Source organism: Clostridiales bacterium (assembly GCA_015243575.1).
Lineage (GTDB): Bacteria > Bacillota > Clostridia > Peptostreptococcales > Anaerovoracaceae > Anoxybacterium > Anoxybacterium hadale.
This window is the reverse complement of sequence record CP042469.1, coordinates 3,692,501-3,716,800: the sequence shown is the minus strand read 5'-3', so window position 1 is coordinate 3,716,800 and position 24,300 is coordinate 3,692,501. Positions and strand designations below refer to the sequence as shown.

Sequence of the window (24,300 nt, the reverse complement as noted above, 5' to 3'; positions counted from 1 at the left end):
TTTTGCCAGCCGATGCTATGAAGCGGACGAATATGAACTACTTTATTTTAGATGAATATGATGTGATTGTCATCGGTGCAGGACATGCAGGCTGTGAGGCGGGGTTGGCTTGTGCGCGGATGGGTCAGCGGACGCTCATGCTGTCTATCAACCTGGAAGCAGTGGCTATGATGGCCTGCAACCCCTCAATCGGAGGTACGGGAAAGGGTCATTTAGTTCGCGAAATTGACGCTTTGGGCGGTGAAATGGGGATTAATATTGACAAATCCTTCATTCAGAGCAAGATGCTGAATACAGCAAAAGGACCAGCGGTTCATTCTCTGAGGGCGCAAGCTGATAAGTCAAGATACCATGAGGAGATGAAAAAGACCCTCGAGCATCAGGAAAACCTGGATCTGAAACAGGGGGAAGCGGTTGATCTTTTGATGGAAGACAACGAGGTCAAAGGCGTTATTCTAAAGACCGGGGCTGCATACCGCAGCAAAGCTGTAATTTTAGCAACGGGAACCTTCCTGAGGGGTAAAATATTTATTGGAGAATGGTCCTATGAAAGCGGGCCCAATGGCCTTGCGCCATCTGTAGAGCTCGCTCAAAATCTGCGGAATTATGGACTTTCCATGCGAAGGTTTAAAACGGGAACGCCAGCGAGAGCATTGGGGCGGACCCTGGATTATGATAAAATGTCAGAACAGCCTGGTGATGAGGATATTGTACCATTTTCTTTCATGAATGATCATTTTGAAATGGATCAGGTCTCGTGCTGGCTTACCTATACAAACGAGAAGACCCATAAGGTAATTCGTGATAATTTCTCAAGATCTGCTTTGTTCGGCGGGCAAATAGAAGGTGTTGGCCCTAGATATTGCCCTTCCATTGAGGATAAAGTCAATCGCTTTTCCGATAAGGAACGGCATCAGCTTTTCATTGAACCGGAGGGGCTGTCTACAGATGAAGTATACATTCAGGGAATGTCATCAAGTTTGCCGGAAGACGTACAAATTGCATTTTATCAAACCATACCGGGGCTGGAACACTTGAAAATAGTGCGTCCAGCTTATGCCATAGAGTATGACAGCATAGACCCTTTGGAATTAAGGATGACCTTAGAGCATCGAAGAATTTCAAATTTATATTGTGCTGGCCAGTTCAACGGAAGCTCAGGATATGAGGAAGCTGCAGCCCAGGGACTCATAGCAGGGATCAACGCTGCTTTGAAACTGAATGGGAAAGAACCCTTTCTTCTGGATCGTTCGGAAGCGTATATCGGCGTATTGATTGACGACCTTGTTACCAAGGGAACCAACGAGCCTTATCGTATCATGACCTCAAGAGCTGAGTACCGTCTGGTACTTAGGCAGGACAATGCAGACCTTCGGCTGACGGAGCGGTCCTATCAGATCGGGCTGGCAAGTGAAGACAGGTATCGCAGATTTCTTCATATCAGAAATTCTGTGGAGAAAGAGCTTAAGCGTTTGGAAACCAATATGGTACTTCCCAGTCAGATCAACAGTTTTCTTGAAAAGAACGGAAGTACGCCGCTGCAGAATAAAATTTCTCTGGCTGAGCTTATGAAACGACCGGAGATGAATTATCAACTGCTGTCCGAAATTGATTCAGAACGGCCGAATCTTTCAAAGCATGCGATTACCCAACTGGAAGTACAGATCAAGTATCAGGGCTATATTGTTAAGCAATTACAGCAGATCGAACGTTTTAAAAAACTTGAGAACAGAAAGCTTCCAGAAGAGCTGGATTATGACTTGGTTGAGGGTCTGAGAATCGAAGCAAAACAAAAGCTGAACAAGCTGAAACCTGTTTCCCTTGGTCAGGCTACTCGAATTTCAGGAGTTTCACCGGCTGATATCAATGTACTTTTGATCTATCTTGAAAAGCAAAAGAGAATAAAATAAATTGCAGATGAAACGAAAGAAGGAAAGAAATGAAGCAATTAATAGATGTACTGGAGGAAATGAAGCTTCCTTATGAGCAGGGAATGATCGATCAATTTCAAAGGTATATGGAACTGATTCTTGAGTGGAATGAGAAGGTAAATCTGACTTCAATTACAGATCAAGTCGAGTTTATAATAAAGCATTACGTAGATTCAGTGGTTATCTGCGAATGTACTCAGTTTCAGGAAGCAAAGAAGATTATTGATATTGGGACCGGAGCTGGGTTTCCCGGTATTCCACTCGCGATTCTCTATCCGGAAAAAGAGTTTCTGTTGCTGGATTCACTGAATAAAAGGATAAAAATAATACAAGAACTGGCCGCAGAAATAGGGCTTCAAAATGTGAGCTTTTGCCATGGTAGGGCAGAAGAATTTGCACATAAAAAAGAGTATCGGGAACATTTCGACCTTTGTGTTTCAAGGGCGGTAGCCAATTTAGCAGTTCTTAGTGAGTATTGTCTTCCATTTGTTCGGCTGGGAGGGTGGTTCGCTGCATATAAAAGTGCTGCTGCCGATGATGAAATAGAATCGTCAAAAAAAGCGGTGACGATGCTTGGGGGCGAAATGAAAGACAACTATCGCCCTCAAACAAAAGGATTTGATTTGGATCATAGAATTCAAATGATCTACAAAAATAAAAAAACGTTAGCGAAATATCCGAGAAAAGCAGGAACTCCTGCGAAAGAGCCTCTGAAATGAAGTTTTCAGGGGTTTTTTGTTGATGAAAACAGCCTTCACCGAGGACAAGCCTCCTGTTACTATGATAAGAGAAGCGTTATTTTTGCAGAGGGGTGGAGTTAACGCTGGGATGAGAACGAAGTTAGCGCCTAAATTTCGCTGTCCAGGTGTGTTATGCTTTGTCAAAGGAGGGTATCATGTTTTTAAAAAAATCAGACCAAATGGAAATACCTGTGGAGTTGATTTCTACAAATCCAGACCAACCAAGAAAGGTATTTGAGGATAAAGAACTTTTGGAGCTATGCGATTCCATTCGTGAATTTGGGGTCATTCAGCCCATTATAGTAAAAAGGGATCAAAAGGGGATTTATATCGTAATTGCCGGTGAGCGGCGTCTTCGAGCAGCAACTTTGGCAGGGCTGAAAAAGATTCCTGCCATCGTCAGAGATGCTGATGAAAAGGATTCTGCACTGCTTGCACTTGTTGAAAATGTCCAGCGTGAAAATTTAAATTACATAGAGGAAGCAGCGGCGTATAAGCGGCTGATGGATGACTATGGACTAACGCAGACGGAAATTTCAAAGCGAGTTGGCAAGCAGCAGTCTACCATCTCAAACAAAATAAGAATTTTGTCACTTCCTGTCGACGTACAGCGGCTTCTTGCAGAAAACCAGCTTACAGAACGACATGCAAGAGCTTTGCTGAAAGTAACAGATGATAAAATAAGAAAATTGATATTGGATCGGATTGTAGAGCACGGGCTTAATGTAAAGCAAACAGAGAAGCTAATTGAAGATATAATGACAAAGCACGAGGAAGAAAAGCGAAAAGGAGAGAAGCTAAGATACATTAACTATCGGATTTACTTAAACACATTAAAGAAAGCATTTACGAGTATTGCTGAGGTAGAAAAGAATGCGAAATACTACCAGGAGGATAAGGGAGATCACCTAGAGGTCAGGATATTAATACCAAAAAAAGAAAATATAAACAATGTTTTTGCGGCTGAGTGATGCATAACTTTTATTAAATAAAAACATTGAAATGAAAGGGTTTCCGTGTTATGTTTCACGTGAAACCTTTTTTTGTCTAAAAAAGATATGGTGTTAAAGATAATGATAGTATATAATAAAGTGGTACTGGATATATGAGGGTATTTAGAAATCCAATTACAGTAGGAGGGCATTAGTTTGGGAAAGGCCATAGCAATATTCAATCAAAAAGGCGGAGTTGGGAAAACAACAACGAACATCAATCTGGCAGCTTGTCTTGCCTTGAAAGGCAAAAAAATACTAATTCTTGATATTGATCCCCAGGGGAATACAACGAGCGGAATGGGAATTTCGAAAAAGGGACTTGATAAAACAATGTATGAAGTTCTCATCAATGATGGGCTGGAGCCAATTGACGCCATCATTCCCACAAGAATCAAAAATCTGGATATCATACCGGCAAGTGTTCAACTGGCTGGAGCTGAAATCGAATTGGTTCAGCTAGAGGGAAGAGAAAAACGACTGAAGAAAGCCCTAGACAAGATCAAGTCACAATATGACTACATATTTATAGACTGTCCACCGTCCCTTGGTCTTTTGACCATCAACTCATTGACAGCAGTCGACAGCGTTTTGATACCCATTCAGTGTGAGTTTTATGCTTTGGAAGGTGTAAGTCAACTCATGAGTACAATTGAACTGGTAAAAAAGAATATGAATACGAGCCTTGTTATTCAGGGCGTAATACTCAGCATGTTTGATGGCAGAACCAATCTGTCAATTCAAGTAGTTGAGGAAGTAAAGAAGTATTTCAAAGAAAAAGTATACACTACAGTCATTCCGAGAAACGTAAGATTGGCTGAAGCACCAAGCTACGGCATGCCGATTACGGAATACGATCCAAAATCCAAAGGAGCAGAGGCATATTTTGAGTTTGCTGAGGAGTTTCTGGAATTGGAAGGTGAGAATTAATGGCTGGACCAAAAGGAAGAGGCCTTGGCAAAGGACTTGAAGCTTTATTTAACGATGTCGAGATCAATGCCCATGATTCTGACAAAGCTGCTGACGGCGAAGGAATCCTGTTTATTGATATCAATCAGATTAAACCCAACTCGAAGCAGCCTAGAAAGAGCTTCCCCGATGAAAAAATAGAAGAGCTGGCAAGATCTATAGAAGTTCACGGTATTATTCAGCCAATTATGGTAAGGCCGTCGCGTGAAGGCTATGAAATCGTCGCTGGAGAAAGACGATGGAGAGCAGCGAGGCGGGCAGGTTTAAAACAGGTACCGTGTATTATAAGAGAGCTTACCGAAGAGCAGAATATGCTCGTTGCTATCATTGAGAATATGCAGCGTGAGGATCTGAACCCTATGGAAGAGGCAGAGGCGTTGAATCAAATGATTACAACCTTTGGTTTAACACAGGAGGAAGTGTCGAGAAGTGTTGGAAAGAGCAGACCATATATCACAAACTCTCTAAGGCTTTTAAAGCTGCCGGAAGGGGTAAGAGACCTAGTCGTTCAAGGAGAGCTATCAAATGGTCATGCGAGAGCGCTGGTGTCAGTTAGAGATGAACGAAAGCAGATGGAACTAGCCAATCGAGCAGCGCAGGACGGCCTATCCGTAAGAGAGATCGAAGCTCTGGCTAATCGTGAGAACGAGGGACCTGTAAAGAAGGCAGTGAAAGCAAAAGCCAGAGGGAAAAATCGTGAACTCACTGATCTAGAAGAAGAGCTAAAGAATGCACTTGGCACAAAAGTCGCCATCAATCATGGTTCAAGAAAAGGTAAAATTGAAATTGAATATTACAGCAGAGATGAGTTGGAAAGACTTCTTGAACTGTTGTTAAGTTTGAAATAATCAATGAAATTTCAAATAATATGGAGCAGTGTTTCACGTGAAACACTGCTTTTTTTATCTAATCAGAAATAGCATTACCTATTAGATAAAATGGGGAGTGCAGAGGGGGCACCCCTCGTCGATAAAAGAGGGTGCTTCACTTTCAATTAAAAAACAATCAGTACAGAAAGACATCCTCACCGATGAAAGATAGCAGAATTCCATCGAGCTGCATAGTATGATTAAGAGCAACGCAGGGAGCTTTAATCTATTAGCGGAGGGATTAATATGGTATATTTGGATAATGCGGCAACTAGCTTTCCGAAACCAAAGGGAATGATATATGCTGTAAATGAATGCATGCGAGACTATTGCGGAAATCCTGGAAGATCTGGTCACTGGATGTCTATGAAAACTGGGGAGAAGATCTACCAGACTAGAAATGAGCTGGGGAAGCTATTCCAAATTTCAGATTGCAGCCGTATTCTGTTTACTTCCAACACTACTGAGGCCTTAAATCTCGGAATAAAAGGCTGTTTAAACCCTGGTGATCATGCAATAACAACCTCCATGGAGCATAATTCTGTACTGAGACCATTAAAAGCTTTAGAAGAAGCTGGCGTTGAAACAACAATCGTGAAGTGTAATCCTGATGGAACTATAAATATAGAGGCTTTAAGAAGAGAAATCAAGGAGAATACTCGGCTTATTGTTGTTACCCATGCATCAAATATTACGGGTACCATCATGCCAATTAAAGAAATCGGGGCTCTCGCAAAGAAAATGAAGATTCCTTTTATGGTAGATGGAGCACAAAGCGCTGGATGTTTGCCAATTGATGTAAACGATATGAATATTGCGATGTTAGCGCTTCCTGGACATAAGGGACTTTTGGGACCTATGGGGACGGGAATGCTTTACGTTCGTGAAGATATTAATTTAAGGCCCTTAAAGGAAGGCGGAACGGGAACCCGTTCTAAGGACTTGATCCAGCCAGTTGAATTCCCGGAGGGCTTTGAAGCTGGTACTGTAAATGCACCGGGTATTGTTGGATTGGGTTTTTCGGTTAAATATATAACAAATATAGGAATCAACGCGATTCGAGCCTATGAAGAGTCATTGATTGGTAAGCTGGACGAAGCGCTGCGGAGTATGAACGGAGTCACAGTTTATGGTCCAACTGATTGCAGAAAAAAAACAGGGGTTGTTCTATTCAATCTGAAAAAAGTTGACTGCGAAGAGGTATGTGAAAGGTTAAGCTCAGGATACGGAATCGCCTGCCGAGGCGGATTTCACTGTGCAGGACTCGCACATAAAACCATTGGGACCTTTGACAGGGGAGCAGTGCGCCTCAGTGTTGGCCCAGCCAATACGATGAAGGATATCTCAAAGGCAATAGAGGCCGTATACCAAATGCAGAAACTATGATATAATAAATGCACATAAGGAAGAAAATCTCAAGATTTTATACAGATGCATTTATTGTATCGGTGCGAAGCAAACCGGAGCGACGGTTTGCACCTATGATAAAATTCTAACCGGCTAAGGCCGTAGACTTTCCGTATAGCACCAAAACAAACATTTGTTTCCTAGATGCGGTTCGATACGCAAGAGAGTTATAGAGAACCGGATCTATAAAAAGGCCGGCAAAGACAGGGACAAACCTATTTGCAGCAAGTTCCATGGTTATAAAGATTTTATGATCGGGTAGAATACGGAATATAATTGAAATAAAGTTCATTCCGAAAGGGGCGTTAATATGAAAATACTTGTAATAAATGGACCCAACTTAAATATGCTTGGGGTACGTGAACCTGAAATTTATGGGACCCTCACCTTAGATGAAATCAATCATCAGCTTTTGGAAAAAGGTAAGGAACTAAACGTGGAACTAGAGTTCTTTCAATCCAATCATGAAGGCAGTATCATTGATAAAATTCAAGAATCCTATGGTTTTATAAAGGGGATGGTGATTAATCCAGGTGCCTATACACATTATAGCATTGCGATCCGTGATGCTATTGCAGCAGTTGGAATTCCAACGGTTGAGGTTCATCTAAGTGACATCAATAGCCGTGAAGATTTTCGGAAAATATCAGTTATTAAAAGTGTCTGTGTAAAACAGATTTGGGGTAAGGGACTTCACTCTTATCTAGAGGCCCTCGAATTCCTTGTAAATAAATATAAATAGTCGACTTAGTATGGTATAATAAATCAAGCAAAAAAAAGTGGTAAGCAATATCATTATAAAATCAAGGAAAGCGGCAGCCGTACGGATGTCAGAAGAAGCATAGGAGGGATTAAGATGTCACTCAGTGAAAAACCCCTATTGATGAGAGAATTGATTGAAAAAATGGATTACATGGTCAGAGTTATGGACGAAGATCATAACGTAATCTATATGAATAAAAAAATGCGGGAAGAATTTGGTCATACCCTTGGAGAGATTTGTTACAAGCTACTTGAAAGAGATGACAAATGTGAGCACTGTGTTACCCATGAAACAAGCCTGACCGGTGAACCCGATACGAAAAACGTTCCCATTAAAGGCAGGTTTTATAATATCATATCCTCACCGGCACAAACCGATAATGATGAGAAATACTCCATAGAAGTATTCCATGATATTACGGATCAGAAAAAAACGGAGGATGAACTTCTCAAACATTATGAAAAGTTAAAAGCTGACATCGAATTTGCAAAACATGTTCAAATTCGAGCGTTACCAGCGGATGGTAAATATTGGAGCTCTCTGGAAATACAATCAATCTACTGCCCGAGCGAAGATTTGGGCGGGGATATTTACGATGTGATACAAATGAATGAAGCGGAATCGCTCCTTTACATAGCAGATGTGTCTGGACATGGAATTACATCATCTCTCCTTACCATATCTTTAAGGCAAGTTGTTCGAGGATGGGCTAGCGGAAATCCAGCAAATATCAAAGAAGTCTCAGAACTGCTCTTGAAAAATTATATCGCATTAGGTATCGATAAGGAACAATATCTAACGATCTTGTTTTGCCTTTACAACAAAGAAAAACGGAAAATTACATTTCTGAATGCAGGACATAATTGTATGCCGGTATTGATTTCGAAGAGTGGGAAGGTGAAGGAGATTGATATCAGTGGACTTCCGATCTGTGCTTTAATCGGAGAGTCCGGTTACGAAACAGTCACGATCCCTGTTCATGAAGGGGATCGCATTGTATTATATACAGACGGAATTACGGAAGCCTTTAATGAAGCACGGGTTCCCTTCGACTCTTCCGCCGTGTTGAAAACACTTTCCGAGCATGCGGATCTGGACGGAAAAGCACTTGCTGAGACCGTAATCAATGCAGTAAACGCATATACGAATGTGCCTGCTGTAGATGATATGGCAATTCTTGTTGCAAAAATGTTGTAAAAAAACCAAATAAAGAATATAAAAGAACATAATGAGAAAACTCTCAGACCATTGATATTGATTCATGTCATTGGTTTTGGAGTTTTTTTATTCAAAAAAATAGGTAAGTATACTGTTTCATGCCTTCTCACGATCCTTTTGTTTATTTTTTGTTGACTCGAAAAATGTAAAATGTTGTAGAAAAAATAAACGGCAGTCCAATCATTGAAAAGAAGAGTAACTTCATAAAGGAGGAATTTATGAAACGATCATTAAAAATGGGAGCGTCAATCCTGCTGACCTTGTGCATGATATTGACACTCATGCCACAGTACGCATATGCAGGGGGAGAATCCATTGTGCAACGCACGACAATGCTTCCTCTTGGAAATCCATCCGAACCATTTGGATACACCAATACCGCAGACGTCTTAGTTGACAGCGTATCTGCAGATGATAAAATTACTGATAGTGCAGAGGGCTGGGAGTGGTATCCAGAGGGAGACTCTACGCAGGACTATGATGATAATACTCTCGTGCTAAAGGGCATCCATTTGGAAACAAACAATACAGTAGCAATCTCGCTTCCTGCTGGCGCTACGATAATATTGAAGACTGACACTACAAATGTAGTGAGAAGTACTTGCAGCCAAGTTCCTAATAATGTTATTGGGATAGATTGCAAGGGGGAATTGACCATAAAGGGAGAAGGATCGCTGGAGGTCCAAAGTGGGATTGGTCCTTATTTGAACACCAGCACGGCCATTTCTGCCGCAGGTAACCTTAACATCGAGGGTGGTACGATTAGAGCACTGGGCCAAGTAGCTTTTTATGGGAGTACTGGACTTTCTTCGGCTGGTGTGCTCAAAATTTCCGGAGGAAATATTACTGCAAAAAGCGATACTACCATGGACAGCAACATCAGTGCTGCTATCAAGGGAGCGTCTGTCATCATCGAAGATGGAACGGTCTATGCACAAGCAAGTTTAACTCATAGTGTACGCTATTCAATTCTCAGCGACGATGGTGATGGAATAGAAACGGGTATCGTAGCCACAGGTATGGTGGTACGGTATAACATCGACGACAACAACTACACTGGGCAGATTGAAATAAAACATCTTACGAATGATAATAAAATGTACTACAGCATGGCTGGCGCCAGTGAAGAACATGACGAAAATGCGTTTGATATCCTAATCCAAAAAGCCCCTCCGGGAGCCAGCATATCACAAAAGACCATATCAGGAGTGGCGGGATCAAAGCTATCAGGCACCCCGACCATGACCATTTCGTTAACAGGCTGCACGTTTATAGAACTGGCCAATAACACCGACATAAGCAGCTGGTTTAACAACCTGCCGGACGGTCTGATTGTCACACTGCTCAGCGTAGCAGGAGATGGATCAAGCGCGTCAATCGGGTTTAGCGGAACTCCCCTGGAGGCGTCCGATAGTGCAATGTTAATTAACATTCCAAGTGAAAATCTGAGCATCGATGAGCCCGTAACCGTTGATACAAATAGTAATGCAAAGTTTGCCATTACAGGAGGAGAGCCTTCAGGCCTACAGAAACGTACGAATTCACTGGACTTGACTGTTACAGAATTAAGCTACAAAGCATCTGGTAGTGAAGAACCCGCATATGCAAATCCTACAATCTCCAATATCACAAATACTGTTGAAGGCTGGAAGTGGTATCGATACGCAGATGAAGAAAGCGGTTATGCTTCAAATACTCTTGAACTGAGTGGGATTGATTTGACGACGACAACAGCAAACTTCGGCATCAAGCTCCCATCTGGATCAGCCATTGTGGTGTTAGATGGAACAAGCAATCGCATAGCAAGTACTTTTACTGGCGGTGAAAATAGCTATGGCATATGGTGCCAAGGTGATCTAACAATAAAAGGGGATAGTGGCGAGCTCAAGACTTTAGGAGGTAATCCCGAATACGGTCCGATTGGAACTTCTGGTGTGATGGCGAATGGTTTTCTGCTGATTGAAGGGGGGAATATCACTGCTGTTGGCGGTGTTACGCCGTTCACGTATCAATCAATGAGCACGGGGCTTCGTGCTGCGAAACAACTTAAGATTACCGGTGGTATTATTTACGCTGAGTCCAAATCCCGTGCTGTATACTCTGGCTCATGGGATCTTGACATCGAAGAGATGGAGGCATTCGTAAAGATTGACGAAGAGTATACTGCCCCTGCATATTCCGAAAATGGAGTTCTTGTATATGTAAGTGGGCAATATCTGCTCGCCGCCAAAGATGCTAGAATCACACCGATTCCATTGCCAAGCTTTGGAGGAAATGGTACGGAGGCAAATCCTTATTTGATCACTAGTAAGGAAGAACTAAAAGAGATGGGCCGGTATGTAAATTTATATAACAAAAAATACGGTAATAAGCATTACAAGCTGATGGCAGATATCGTTTTGAACGAGGCTGATAATGGCACGCTTGAACAATGGACGCCTATCGGGCTAAATAGCGAAAAACCGTTTACTGGAGTTTTTTATGGTGGAAACCATACGATAAAAGGCATTTATATTAACGACTTCACAACATCTTATGCGGGACTATTTGGATATATCAAGGATGGAATTGTAAAGAATGTTGGCATTACGGGTGGTCAGTTTTCTGCTCTGGGCAGCAATTCTTATGCTGGCGGTATCGCAGGGTATAACAACGGTGGACAAATAGAGGACTGCTTTAATAGGAGCAGTATTACCGGGACGCAGTCAGGCGGTATCACAGGATATAATGAAATGGGGCATATTCAGGACAGCTATAATACAGGTAATGTTGCCGGTTTTGTAGCCGGCGGTATCACAGGGGTCAATCAAGACGCTGAACTGACCATTGTTAACTGTTATAATACGGGCAGTGTGAAGGCAATGAAGAACAATGATTCCGTCTATGCAGGAGGTATTACAGGTAAAAATTATTCCGCTACAATTAAGAACAGCTACAATGCAGGTACTGTATTTGCCAATGGTATTGGCAACGGGCAGGTCAACCTCGGCGGTGTTTTCGGAAGAAATCTACTTGGCAACCTAATTGATGTATATTGGCTGGATAGTGCATTGACTATTGACTATATATCGGATGATACCATAGATGGCATCCAAGTAAAAACATCTTCTGAGCTGAAAGCAATGACAGAGGAACTAAATGAAAATGTAGCAAGGTTATCCGAAGAGTATAATAATCTAGCATTATGGAAAGACGATGCAAAGCATGAAAATGGAGGATATCCACTCTTTGGTACAGTAACAAACTATACACTGACCGTTAGCGGCGGAGGAACAGGAGCTACAGCGGACGGCAGCTACGCCGCAGGGACAATCGTCTCCATTCATGCAGGCACGAAGGAAGGATATACCTTCACTGGTTGGACCACTGCAGGCAGCGGTGTCTTTGAAAACACCAGCAATGCAGAAACTACCTTTACGATGCCGGAAGCAAATACGACCATCACAGCAAACTGGAAAGCGAAAGACGAACCAGGACAGGGGCCAGGGCCGAGCAAACCATCTCGACCAACTCCAAGCGTCAAAACAGAAGATACAAATGTGCTCATCAACGGGAAATCCCAGTCCGCAGGAAAATCTGAGACCACGACAGGATCAGATGGAAACACTTACAACGGTAACAGTAGACTCTGACAAGCTGAAATCCCTTCTTTCAGCGGAAAAAGAAGGCGCAAAGGTAACCATTCCAATCAAGGATGGAGTCAATGCAGGAGAAGGCAAGCTGACCGGCGAGATGGTCAAGTCCATGGAGAGCAAGAGTGCGACTCTCGTGATTCAGAAAGGCGCTTCCAGTTATACATTGCCTGCTGCGGAAATCAATATCACTGAGGTATCCAAAAAGCTTGGAACCAATGTATCACTTGAGGATATTACTGTATCCGTAAGAATTTCTGAACCCACAAATACAATGGCAAAAGTAGTAGAAAGCGCAGAAAAAGGCAAAGGCTTTACCATTGTAGCTCCGGCGGTAGATTTCACAATCACCTGCACCTACGGAGGAAAATCGGTAAATACAGCTAGCTTTAACTCCTATGTGGAGCGTACCATCGCGATTCCCGAAGGTGTTGATCCTTCAAAAATCACCACAGGAATCGTAGTTGAACCAAGCGGAACGATCTATCATGTTCCGACCAGAGTAACGGTGATCAACGGAACTTACTATGCGGTGATCAACAGCCTGACAAACAGTACCTATTCGGTCGTTTGGAATCCCATTGAATTCTCCGACATGACGAAGCACTGGGCCAAGGAATCAGTGAACAACATGGGATCCAGAATGGTTGTCACAGGTGTTGGAAACAACAGCTACGATCCCGGAAGAAATATGACACGTGCAGAGTTCGCTGCAATCATGGTGAGAGCCCTTGGCTTGGCGCCGGACAGCGCCGCCAGCACCTTCAGCGACGTCAAAGCATCCTCCTGGTATAGCGGATATATCAAAACAGCTGTATCCTACGGAATCATCAAAGGCTACGATAACGGTAACTTCGGACCCAATGACACGATTACACGGGAGCAGGCTATGGCGATGTTATCAAGAGCAATGAAGGTTACAGGGCTGAAGGTTAATCTGACAGATCAGAGCATCAGTAAGTTAATCGGTAGCTATACAGACAGCACAGTAATATCCGCTTATGCAAAGGAGAGCGTTGCAGCTTGCCTTGAAACAGGCATTACGGCTGGACGCGGAAACAACACCATCGCACCAAAGAGCTTCATTACAAGGGCAGAGGTAGCGGTAATGGCAGAGCGTCTGCTAAAGAAATCTGACTTAATTTAAGTGAATCATTGAAATGGGTCGGCTGACAAGGGTGCATTTCGTTATCCATGTCAGCCGATCTTTTATTTTTTGTGCTCTATGCAGCGATGTCTTTGCTGTCCCTAAACATATAAAAGTTTTTGTATCAGCTGCTCCGTAACGATTGAGCAAGTTGCTTGTTTATTTTTTGTTGACTCGAAAAATGTAAAATAACGTAGAAACATAAGAAAAGGCTCTGAGGAGAAATGGTTTGAAATGTTTTGTTGAGGAAAGCAGGTACACAGAGGTTATAGCCAATAGAGAAAATCTGATAGGAAGGAGTGATTCGAAAGGATTAAGGAATCAATAGACAAATACTCACCAGCAATCAAAGAAATGTGATCTAGTAAAAGAAGGAACGAAGCAAAATGATGCTTGTACCCTTCCTAAAAGCGAAAAAGGATAAAGGAGGAAAAGAATGAAACAAGTATTTAAAAAGAGCGCTGCGATTCTGCTCATCTTGTGTATGATCATTACACTCATACCACAATATGCATTTGCAGGGGATGTTACAATACAGTCGCGCAGTAATATACTTCCATTGGGAAATCCGAGTCAATGGTTTCAATTTATAAAAATTAACAGTAATGGAGAATACGAAAGTGAAGGCGCTTACGCCGACATTAAAAATTATACAAATACCGCGGAAGGATGGGAGTGGTATCCGGATGGAGATTCAGATCAAGGTTACGCGAAAAAGACACTGGTTTTAAAGGGAATCCAGCTAGATACAAGCGACCCGATTGCCATAACGCTTCCGGATGAGGCTACCATCATCCTGAAGGATGGGACCACAAATGTAGTACGAAGTACATATAACGGCACCAATGAATCGTTTGGTATTTATTGCTATGGAAGCTTAACCATAGAAGGAAGCGGTACGCTGCAGGTTAGAGGCGGAGCGGATGTCGCCAGCCTGGAATACAGCGGAGGCATCCATTCAACCGGAACTCTGGAAATTAAAGATGGAACGATTAATGCGGAATGCGGATATGGAGAGATTGAAAGCAAGGCGATCTCTTCCAATGCGATGATTGATATTTCCGGAGGGACCATTACTGCAACGGGTGGAGAAGCGATTAATATCAGCTACGGCATCTACGGGCAAACAGTAAAAATTAGCAACGGAACAATTCATGCGGCAGGTGGAGAAGCGATCAACGCAAGCTATGGAATCTACGGTCAAACGCTAAAGTTCAGTGACGGAACCACTTATGCGAAAGCAGAGGAAATTTCTTCAGGCCAGTACTTTGCAGTATATAGCAGTGAACAAAATGGTCTTGATGACAGTGGAATGAAAGTTCTACATAAGAATGGAAATAATTACACAGTGCCAGTGACAAAAGAGGATAACGGTAAGTTCTATTTTGTCGATACCGATTATGCCTTTGACATTCGGATTCAAAAGGCACCGCCTGCCAGCGCAGAGATTGATAATGTGACGCTCTCCGGCGTGGTAGGAATGCCGCTATCCGGTACAGTTACAATCAATCTGTCGGGAGATACATTTGTATCAGAAAACTTGGCAGTAGAAAGCGATGTAACAAATTGGTTTGCCGGTTTAAGCAGTTTATCGGGCCCGGTTTATGCTGTAATTGAGTCATTTACGGATATGCAGGCAGTCATTAAATTTATTGGAACACCAAAATCGGTATATACTGAGCAAATATCAATCACGATACCAGCTGGAAACTTGACCGGTAACAAGGCAATTACTGTAATACCAAATGTAAACGCCAGATTTAATATCCAAAATCCTCCGGCAGGCGCTACTCTTTCAAACTCGTTGATTTTGGGAGCAGTGGGCCAGTCTATGAGCGGTGAGGTAACCCTCTATCTGTCAGGCTGTGATTTCAAAGATCTGGGTGCAGGAAATGACGTTTCCAGTTGGTTTGCAAACAGTCCTGTGGGATTAAACGCAACGGTTGTCAGTATCGATAATAAAAACCCCATTGAGAAGCTGCTTGTCCGAATTGCCGGATCACCGCTTTCCGCGCTGGAAGCGCCAATAGAAATTACAATTCCAGCAGATAAGCAGACCTCCGACCAGCCAATTCCTGTGACTTTAAATAATAACGCACGGTACCACATTACTGAGACATGGGATGGCAGGCGGACTTCCATGCTTGATTTAACCGCAGAAAGCGTTAGTTATTGGAGCACTGGTGAACAATGGACCAGCCAGAACCCAATTCTATCTGATATTCTAGACTCCGGTGAGGGATGGACATGGTATCGGTATGGCAGCGAGGAATTGAACTACCATCCGAAAACCCTCGTTTTAGAGGATATAACACTGGAGACAGGAGATCTTGTAGGGATTAGATTGCCGGCTGATTCCATAATCATTCTTAAGGATAACACTGAGAATACTGTTAAATGCTTACGGAATGGCTTTAGCACCGGTGATACCCGTGGTATCGAAGGCATGGGTGCACTTAGTATTCGAGGAAATAACGGCAGTCTCTATGCTACAGGGGGAAACGGTGATACAAAAACAGGCAGCGTAGGGATATTCTCAGTGGGAGATCTCACCATCTCCGGAGGCGAAGTAGAAGCTGTCGGAGGACAGATAGCACACACATGGGTTAGCGCAGGCCTCATGTCACGTAAAAATATAATCATTAACGGCAGCAGCATTGTGACAGCCAGAAGTGAGGAATCAGTATACAGTGACAGCCAGGGAATACGGGCTGATAACTACGTGACCTTTTCCGGTGAAAGCATCACTTACGCAAAAGGAAATGATTTTGCGGTATACGGTGCATATGGGATCAATGACTCCGGCCTGACCATCCGTCAGAATGTAGATGGCAATTACATTGGAGCAACAACACGATGGACAGGCTTCTGTTACAAGGACAGCTCGAATGAAAATGCAACCGATATCCTGATTAGTAAGCGTCAAGCGCTTCTTTCTAACGTTACTGTCTCCGGCAAGCCGGGTGCACCTCTTTCGGGTGAAGATCGTTTAACCGTAAGTCTAATTTACAGCAGCTTTAGGAATGACCTGACAGTGAACCAGAACGCAGCAAGCTGGTTTTCAAATCTACCCCCAGGAGCACAAGCCAAGGTAGCCTCTATCGATGGGAACAGAAGGAAAGTAACCCTCGCATTCTCGGGTACGCCAGTGTCTGGAAGTACGGGTCCTATAGTTGTCATTATTCCGGCAGAACAGTTGACTGACGGCATTATTTTAAACGCCAATGTAAACCAGTATGCAAGCTTTGATATCAGTTCAAATAATACAGCGCCCAGCGCCTCCATTTCAGAGAAAACCATCAGTGGTGAAATCGGAAAAGCGTTGCCTGGCAGTGCAACAATGACCATCAACTTGACAGACAGTGCATTTATCACTTTAAATGAACAGGATGATATCAGCAATTGGTTTACCAATTTACCGGAGGGTCTCACCGTAACGCTGCTCAGCATTGCAGAAGATGGTTTTAGTGCATCAATCGGTTTTTCAGGGACTCCCCTTGAAGAATGCGAACGCGCAATGGAGATCACCATACCGGCTGATAAGCTGAGCATCAATATGCCGCTGAATGTCACAGAAAATAGTAACGCCAAGTATCATATTACCGAAGAGACAACAGCAGGGCTTAAAAAGCGTACGAGTGCTCTTGATCTGACCGTAAAAGAACTTTGGTACAAATCACAAACAGAGACCACAAGCGCAGATCCGACTTCTGAAGACATTACAAACAGCGTTGAAGGCTGGAAGTGGTACCTTTATGGAGATGAAGAAAAGGGTTATAGTCCCAAAACACTCGAACTAAGCGGCATTAATCTTGATACTAATTCTGCTGTTGCTGCAAAACTACCGGCTGCTGCCAGCATTGTGCTGGTAGATGGAACCATTAATAGGGTAAAAAGCACATATCACGACCGCTTTAATACATATGGAATTGAAGGCAACGGTGCGCTGACTATAAAGGGTAGCACCGGAGAATTACACGCCACAGGAGGCACTACAACCGAGAACAACAGCATAGGCATCCTGGCAGATAAAACAATTTTGATTGAGGGTGGAAATATTTACGCAACCGGAGGCGTTTCATCCTCTAGTTATCCGGTAGTAATGAGTGTTGGAATCGTATCCAATCAAAATATCATATTTTCCGGCGGTACGATTTACGCAAGCGCAAGTGCGGCCCCTCTATCCCGAGCAGTATACACGCTGGAAATTACAGATACTGGAATGCAAGCGTTTCAGAAGAAAGAAGGCAGCTATTCGCAGGGGGCTCAGGTACAGGGCGGTTACTATATTTACGGAACCGATCAAACACCGGCTACAGATATCAAAATTACAGCAGTACCTTCTATACCAGGTCCAAGCTTTGGCGGAGAAGGAACGGAAGCGGATCCTTACCTAATTACCAGCAAGGATGAACTAAAAGAAATGGCTCAGCTTGTGAATGAGCAAAATGCAAAATATGGCGGCAAGCACTATCGGGTGACGGCAAATATCACGCTCAATGATGATATTAATAATGACCCCGAAGTATGGACTCCCATTGGAAAAAACAATGTGACAGCATTTACAGGTTCCTTTGATGGCGACGGCCATGCGATTACAGGACTTTATATGAACGGATCAGCATCTTATGCAGGACTCTTCGGTTATCTTGATAGCGGCAGCACAGTAAGGAACATAGGTATCAAAGGTGGACAGATTTATGCATCCGGAGGAAATTCCTATGCGGGAGGAATTGCAGCTTACAACCGAGGAGGCAGAATTGAGGACTGCTTCAATACTGCTTCCATCGGAGGGACGCAGTCAGGCGGTATCACAGGATATAATGAAATGGGGCATATTCAGGACAGCTATAATACAGGCCAAGTCGTAGGTATTATAGCCGGAGGAATCGCAGGAGTCAACCAAGACGCAGAGATGACCATTGTTAACTGTTACAACACCGGAAGTGTGAACGCCGTTCGTAACAGTAATACAGCCTATGCAGGCGGTATCACAGGAAAAAATTATTCTGGTACCATTAAAAATAGCTATAATGCAGGTGCTGTTTCCACCGTCAGCGCTGGGGCAGGATCCGTCTATCTCGGCGGTGTATCCGCAGTAAATAATAGCAGCACTCTGGTGGATGTATATTGGTTGGATAGCGCATTGTTAATAGACAGTTCATATGGAGACGGTAACACCGGCAGTGCGGAAGCGAAGACCTCGGAAGAGCTGAAAGCAATGGCACAGACCCTGAATCATAATGCCGCAGGATTGTCTGGCCAGTATAACAATCTTGCATCGTGGAAAGACGATACAAAGCATGAAAATGGAGGATATCCACTCTTTGGTACAGTAACAAACTATACACTGACCGTTAGCGGCGGAGGAACAGGAGCTACGGCGGACGGCAGCTACGCCGCAGGGACAATCGTCTCCATTCATGCAGGCACGAAGGAAGGATATACCTTCACTGGTTGGACTACTGCAGGCAGCGGTGTCTTTGAAAACACCAGCAATGCAGAAACTACCTTTACGATGCCGGAAGCAAATACGACCATCACAGCAAACTGGAAAGCGAAAGACGAACCAGGACAGGGGCCAGGGCCGAGCAAACCATCTCGACCAACTCCAAGCGTCAAAACAGAAGATACAAATGTGCTCATCAACGGGAAATCCCAGTCCGCAGGAAAATCTGAGACCACGACAGGATCAGATGGAAAAACACTTACAACGGTAACAGTAGACTCTGACAAGCTGAAATCCCTTCTTTCAGCGGAAAAAGAAGGCGCAAAGGTAACCATTCCAATCAAGGATGGAGTCAATGCAGGAGAAGGCAAGCTGACCGGCGAGATGGTCAAGTCCATGGAGAGCAAGAGTGCGACTCTCGTGATTCAGAAAGGCGCTTCCAGTTATACATTGCCTGCTGCGGAAATCAATATCACTGAGGTATCCAAAAAGCTTGGAACCAATGTATCACTTGAGGATATTACCGTATCCGTAAGAATTTCTGAACCCACAAATACAATGGCAAAAGTAGTTGAAAGCGCAGAAAAAGGCAAAGGCTTTACCATTGTAGCTCCGGCGGTAGATTTCACAATCACCTGCACCTACGGAGGAAAATCGGTAAATACAACTAGCTTTAACTCCTATGTGGAGCGTACCATCGCGATTCCCGAAGGTGTTGATCCTTCAAAAATCACCACAGGAATCGTAGTTGAACCAAGCGGAACGATCTATCATGTTCCGACCAGAGTAACGGTGATCAACGGAACTTACTATGCGGTGATCAACAGCCTGACAAACAGTACCTATTCGGTCGTTTGGAATCCCATTGAATTCTCCGACATGACGAAGCACTGGGCCAAGGAATCAGTGAACAACATGGGATCCAGAATGGTTGTCACAGGTGTTGGAAACAACAGCTACGATCCAGGAAGAAATATGACACGTGCAGAGTTCGCTGCAATCATGGTGAGAGCCCTTGGCTTGGCGCCGGACAGCGCCGCCAGCATCTTCAGCGACGTCAAAGCATCCTCCTGGTATAGCGGATATATCAAAACAGCTGTATCCTACGGAATCATCAAAGGTTACGATAACGGTAACTTCGGGCCCAATGACACGATTACACGGGAGCAGGCTATGGCGATGCTATCAAGAGCAATGAAGGTTACAGGGCTGAAGGTTAATCTGACAGATCAGAGCATCAGTAAGTTAATCGGTAGCTATACAGACAGCACAGCAATATCCGCTTATGCAAAGGAGAGCGTTGCAGCTTGCCTTGAAACAGGCATTACGGCTGGACGCGGAAACAACACCATCGCACCGAAGAGCTTTATTACAAGGGCAGAGGTAGCGGTAATGGCAGAGCGTCTGCTAAAGAAATCTGACTTAATTTAAGTGAATCATTGAAATGGGTCGGCTGACAAGGACAACACTTGTTTGCCGACCTTCTTATTTTATCAAACAAAAGGGGAGCAGCCGGTTTCCCGGCTGTTCCCCTTTTAGGCTACATCCATTTTGTTTTTGATTGGATATCAATGAATGGATGTCAATGATTGATATTATCTTGCGGTTTACGTATCGGTGCCTCGGATTTTCACCGCTAGATTAAATCTGACTTTTGCAGCAGCCGTTCCATCATTGCAGCAACCTCAGCGCGTGTCACACTGCTTTTCGGTGCGATGGTACTGTTGCTTCTTCCGGCAACAATGCCTGATTTGAGGCAAGCAGCTGAAGCTTCTTTTGCATAAGAAGAGATGGAGGAACCATCTGCATAGGCAGCCGTCAGTTGATTCACGTCCTTTGCGGTTAAAGCTGTTTCAAGGCCCGTGATTTTCATAGCTCTTGCCAGCATTGCCATAGCTTGCTCTCTACTAATGGTATCCTGCGGTCCAAAACCGCCGTTATCATACCCTTTAATGATGCCATAGGAAGAAGCAGTCTCAATATATCCAGCGTACCAAGCGGAGGAAGCTACATCACTAAAGCTGGTAGTTCCACTTCCCGGTGCGAGTCCCAGCGCACGTACGATAATTGCAGCGAATTCCGCACGGGTTATACTCCGATTTGGATCATAATTACTGCCTCCTACACCGTTTACGACCATTCGGGATCCCATGTTATTGACAGAGTCTTTCGACCAATGTTTCGCAACATCGGCAAACTCTATGGGGTTCCAGATAACGGAATAGGTGCTGTTTGTAAGGCTGTTGATCTTTGCATAATAAACACCATTGATTATAACAACTTGTGTAGGAACATGATATGTATTTCCCTTTGGTGTCACCACAATGCCTGTTGTAATCTTCTCAGGATCTACGCCTGCTGGGATCGCCACCAGCCGGTCCACATAGGCGTTAAACGCACTAACATTCACAGTAGAGCCTTTATAAGTCCCACTGATGTTGAAATCAATGGAAGGAGCAATAACGGAAAATCCGCCTTGCTTTACAGCATTTTCAATAACTTTGGACATGTTGCCTGCTGGCTCTGAGACAGTAATCACAACCGCAATCTCCGAAAGCGATACGTCTTTGCCTAACTGTCCTGAGACTTTATCAATATTGATCTGAGAGGCGGGGAGAGTATAGGAGACACGATCCGTCTGAATCACAAGAACTGCCGCTTTGCTCTCCATATTTTTTACCATCTCTCCAGTAAGGATTCCCTTTGCAGCAGCAGAACCGTTCTTAACCGGAATGATAACTGTTGCACCGCTCTTTTCAGATGCAAGAATCTCTTTTAATCTCTCTGAGTCAACCGTTACCGTAGTCGTCTTTTTTCCTTCTTTATCTGTCGTTATCTGAGAAGTACCTGCCGCTTTTGCTACTCCATTAACAATGACGGTGCTGCTTTCTGATTGTGTAGGTGTATTGGAGGTGCTTCCCCCCTTGCTGCCGCCGGAATGACTGCCGGGAGCAACAGGGGTTACTGCATTTGAGGGAACAGAATCATCCCCCTCTCCCAAACTATTCATTGCGTTAACGATAAAGGTATAGGAAGTTCCATTGGAGAGGCCGGTAACGGTGATGCTTGTGCCGGCTCCGCTTGCTTTGATTCCACCGGGACTTGAAGTTACCGTGTAACCGGTGATAGGGCTGTCACCATGATCCGCAGGTTCTTGGAAGGTTACGGTTGCCTGTCCGTTGCCGGAAGTCGCCGCAATGTTTGTTGGCGCACCGGGTACACCTATAGGAGCTGCACTAATTTTCGCAGAGGATCCTATAAAAGTTGTCCCATCGCTCAAAGCACGAACTTCAAACTGATATGTGGTTCCATTGACAAGATACCTTACATCATAAGAATTACCATCTACGTCGGAATATAAGGAGTTATTAAGATAGACCTTATAACGGGTTGCGCCGGGGAAGCTATCCCAGGTAAGGGTTACTTTCTTATTACCTGCCTTCGCAGTCAATCCCAGCGTTTCCGCTTCCTTGACAGTAAGAAGTGCTTCTCTCGTTTTGACCGTTCCTCCTGCATTGGTGATGCTGCAGGAATAGTGTCCGGCATCACTGCTGACTGCATTGGAGATGGAGTAATAGCTGGACGTTGCTCCTGGAATATCTTCTCCATCTTTGTGCCATTGATAGGTGAGAGAAGTATTTCCCGAGGTCGAAACAGAGAAGGAAACGGAACTTCCTTCCAATACAGTTTTGTCTTGGGGCTGGGTCGTAATGGAAGGTACCTCAACAGGTTCTCCCCCTGGCTCCTCACCTGTTCCGCCGCCGGGTCCCTCGTCAGGAATATAGTTCATTACCATAACATGATCGCTTTGAATGTAAGAAACATAGGGATTTCCGTCAAGGGCTGAAAGAGAGAGCCCGGACACAATATAGGTGGAAGCATAGCTGTTGGTACCGGAAACGGGATTCCAACTTTGGTTCTGCGGATTAAACTTTTTCACAATTGCGAAGCTCGATGGGCCTTGATACGCAAGGAAAAGGGTATCATCATCATCATCGTCCATATATATGGATGGATTTGTAACCTTGCTGTCGTTAATCGGAGCTCCCAATGGTACCCAATGGGAATTTACCAGCATTTTTACTACGCAACTGGAGCTGCTGCCGTCTATTTCGGCATAGGTTATCAGGGGGATATTTTCAAATACGTAAAGGTAAGGCTCGGTGCCGTTTGTTGAAACAGCAGTTTCTCCGACCGAAACCCAGTTCTGAGTGAGAGATGTCCTCAAGTTTTTATATACCTCTACGCTGCCCGTATCTGTTCTGAATGATGCAAAGATAAAACCCTCACTCATATCGCACTGTATGGAAAGTGATTGAGCGCCGGACACGACTATGGTTTCGCCGAAGTACTGGAATCCATCCTCGTTGCCAGTATACTCTAGGCAGGCAATGTACTCCGGCGTGCTCCATGCGATATAAGGAACGCCGCTGGAAACATCAAGCGCCAGGTCATTGGCATTTGCCAGATGATTGTTGACGCTTGAATACTCATCCCAAAGAGTGACCCAGCCGTATTCTTCATCATATTGCATCAGAGCCAATGTCATCATGTCGTAATCAGTGCTTAAATATGCGAGATAAGGGATTCCGTCATAGACTTCAAAGTCATACTTCAATATGGTTGCATCGGTAACGAAACCATCAGGTTCGTGATTGTCCCCCAGATCCACCGTCTCCCAGATATCTCCGGAGAGTTTCTTTACCACGGCTTTTCCGACAGTAGAATCATTTGTGCTGCCACCTGATCTTGCTTCTGCGCTGCCTCCAGAGGTTGCTGGTTCAAGATAGGCAACATAGGGAATGCCGTTTGAGATGGATAAGACTGTTTGTGCAGCGTCAAGACCGGCTTCGGATAGATCCTCTCCCACCTGGGTCCAGGAAATGCTCACTGCGGCATATACTGGCGCGCTGATTGCTGAAGAGAGCAGCAACGTCAGCATCAATAGAATGCTTAAGAATTTTTTTGCTTTTGGATGATTTCGTAGTAATAATAGATTGTACATCAAATTCCTCCTTTTCTAATGTTTCGGCTAATCGCTTAACAGAGATTTTTCCCTTATTCTACATTTTTCGCATCAACAAAAAATAAACAAGACTCCGGAAAAGGGGACCAGAGTCTGTTTTGCAGAAAAATATTATTCTTTTTGATGAATTCACAAATATAATAATAAAATAAAAAAT

The 24,300-nt window shown here is 43.9% G+C and carries 12 protein-coding genes; 11 read left to right on the top strand and 1 reads right to left on the bottom strand.

The genetic code is table 11. The features are described 5' to 3' along the window. The first annotated feature begins 32 nt into the window (after positions 1-32). The 11 genes from mnmG to FRZ06_16285 all read left to right on the top strand — a co-directional run bounded on the left by mnmG (position 33) and on the right by FRZ06_16285 (position 20,548). Positions 33-1,910: a tRNA uridine-5-carboxymethylaminomethyl(34) synthesis enzyme MnmG gene (gene mnmG / locus FRZ06_16335; protein QOX64801.1), complete on the top strand. Its 1,878-nt coding sequence runs from the start codon at positions 33-35 to the stop codon at positions 1,908-1,910. A gap of 29 nt (positions 1,911-1,939) precedes the next feature. Then, positions 1,940-2,650: a 16S rRNA (guanine(527)-N(7))-methyltransferase RsmG gene (rsmG, locus tag FRZ06_16330; GenBank protein QOX64800.1), complete on the top strand. Its 711-nt coding sequence runs from the start codon at positions 1,940-1,942 to the stop codon at positions 2,648-2,650. Positions 2,651-2,850: 200 nt separating this feature from the next. Then, positions 2,851-3,642 (top strand): ParB/RepB/Spo0J family partition protein, encoded by a 792-nt coding sequence (locus tag FRZ06_16325; GenBank protein ID QOX65978.1) that lies wholly within the window; start codon positions 2,851-2,853, stop codon positions 3,640-3,642. 177 nt (positions 3,643-3,819) lie between these two features. Continuing rightward, positions 3,820-4,593, top strand: coding sequence for a ParA family protein (locus FRZ06_16320; GenBank protein ID QOX64799.1), 774 nt, complete (start codon positions 3,820-3,822; stop codon positions 4,591-4,593). After that, positions 4,593-5,480: a ParB/RepB/Spo0J family partition protein gene (locus tag FRZ06_16315; protein QOX64798.1), complete on the top strand. Its 888-nt coding sequence runs from the start codon at positions 4,593-4,595 to the stop codon at positions 5,478-5,480. Before FRZ06_16320 ends, FRZ06_16315 begins: the two co-directional genes overlap by 1 nt. Before the next feature lie 267 nt (positions 5,481-5,747). Next, positions 5,748-6,887, top strand: a complete 1,140-nt coding sequence (locus tag FRZ06_16310) for an aminotransferase class V-fold PLP-dependent enzyme (GenBank protein QOX64797.1) — start codon at positions 5,748-5,750, stop codon at positions 6,885-6,887. Between the two features lie 331 nt (positions 6,888-7,218). Beyond that, positions 7,219-7,650: a type II 3-dehydroquinate dehydratase gene (aroQ, locus tag FRZ06_16305; GenBank protein QOX64796.1), complete on the top strand. Its 432-nt coding sequence runs from the start codon at positions 7,219-7,221 to the stop codon at positions 7,648-7,650. A gap of 114 nt (positions 7,651-7,764) precedes the next feature. Continuing rightward, a complete protein-coding gene (locus FRZ06_16300) occupies positions 7,765-8,868 on the top strand; it encodes a SpoIIE family protein phosphatase (protein QOX64795.1) in 1,104 nt (367 codons plus the stop codon). 239 nt (positions 8,869-9,107) lie between these two features. Continuing rightward, complete coding sequence (locus FRZ06_16295) at positions 9,108-12,521, top strand: hypothetical protein (protein ID QOX64794.1); 3,414 nt, start codon at positions 9,108-9,110, stop codon at positions 12,519-12,521. Next, positions 12,289-13,668, top strand: coding sequence for an S-layer homology domain-containing protein (locus FRZ06_16290; protein ID QOX64793.1), 1,380 nt, complete (start codon positions 12,289-12,291; stop codon positions 13,666-13,668). Before FRZ06_16295 ends, FRZ06_16290 begins: the two co-directional genes overlap by 233 nt. Positions 13,669-14,104: 436 nt before the next feature. After that, positions 14,105-20,548 carry a carbohydrate-binding domain-containing protein gene (locus tag FRZ06_16285; protein ID QOX64792.1) on the top strand — a complete coding sequence of 2,148 codons (6,444 nt, stop codon included), beginning with the start codon at positions 14,105-14,107 and terminating at the stop codon, positions 20,546-20,548. Positions 20,549-20,753: 205 nt separating this feature from the next. On the opposite strand, the gene FRZ06_16280 is transcribed toward FRZ06_16285, so the two are convergent. After that, a complete protein-coding gene (locus tag FRZ06_16280) occupies positions 20,754-24,122 on the bottom strand; it encodes a hypothetical protein (protein QOX64791.1) in 3,369 nt (1,122 codons plus the stop codon). Positions 24,123-24,300: the final 178 nt, after the last annotated feature.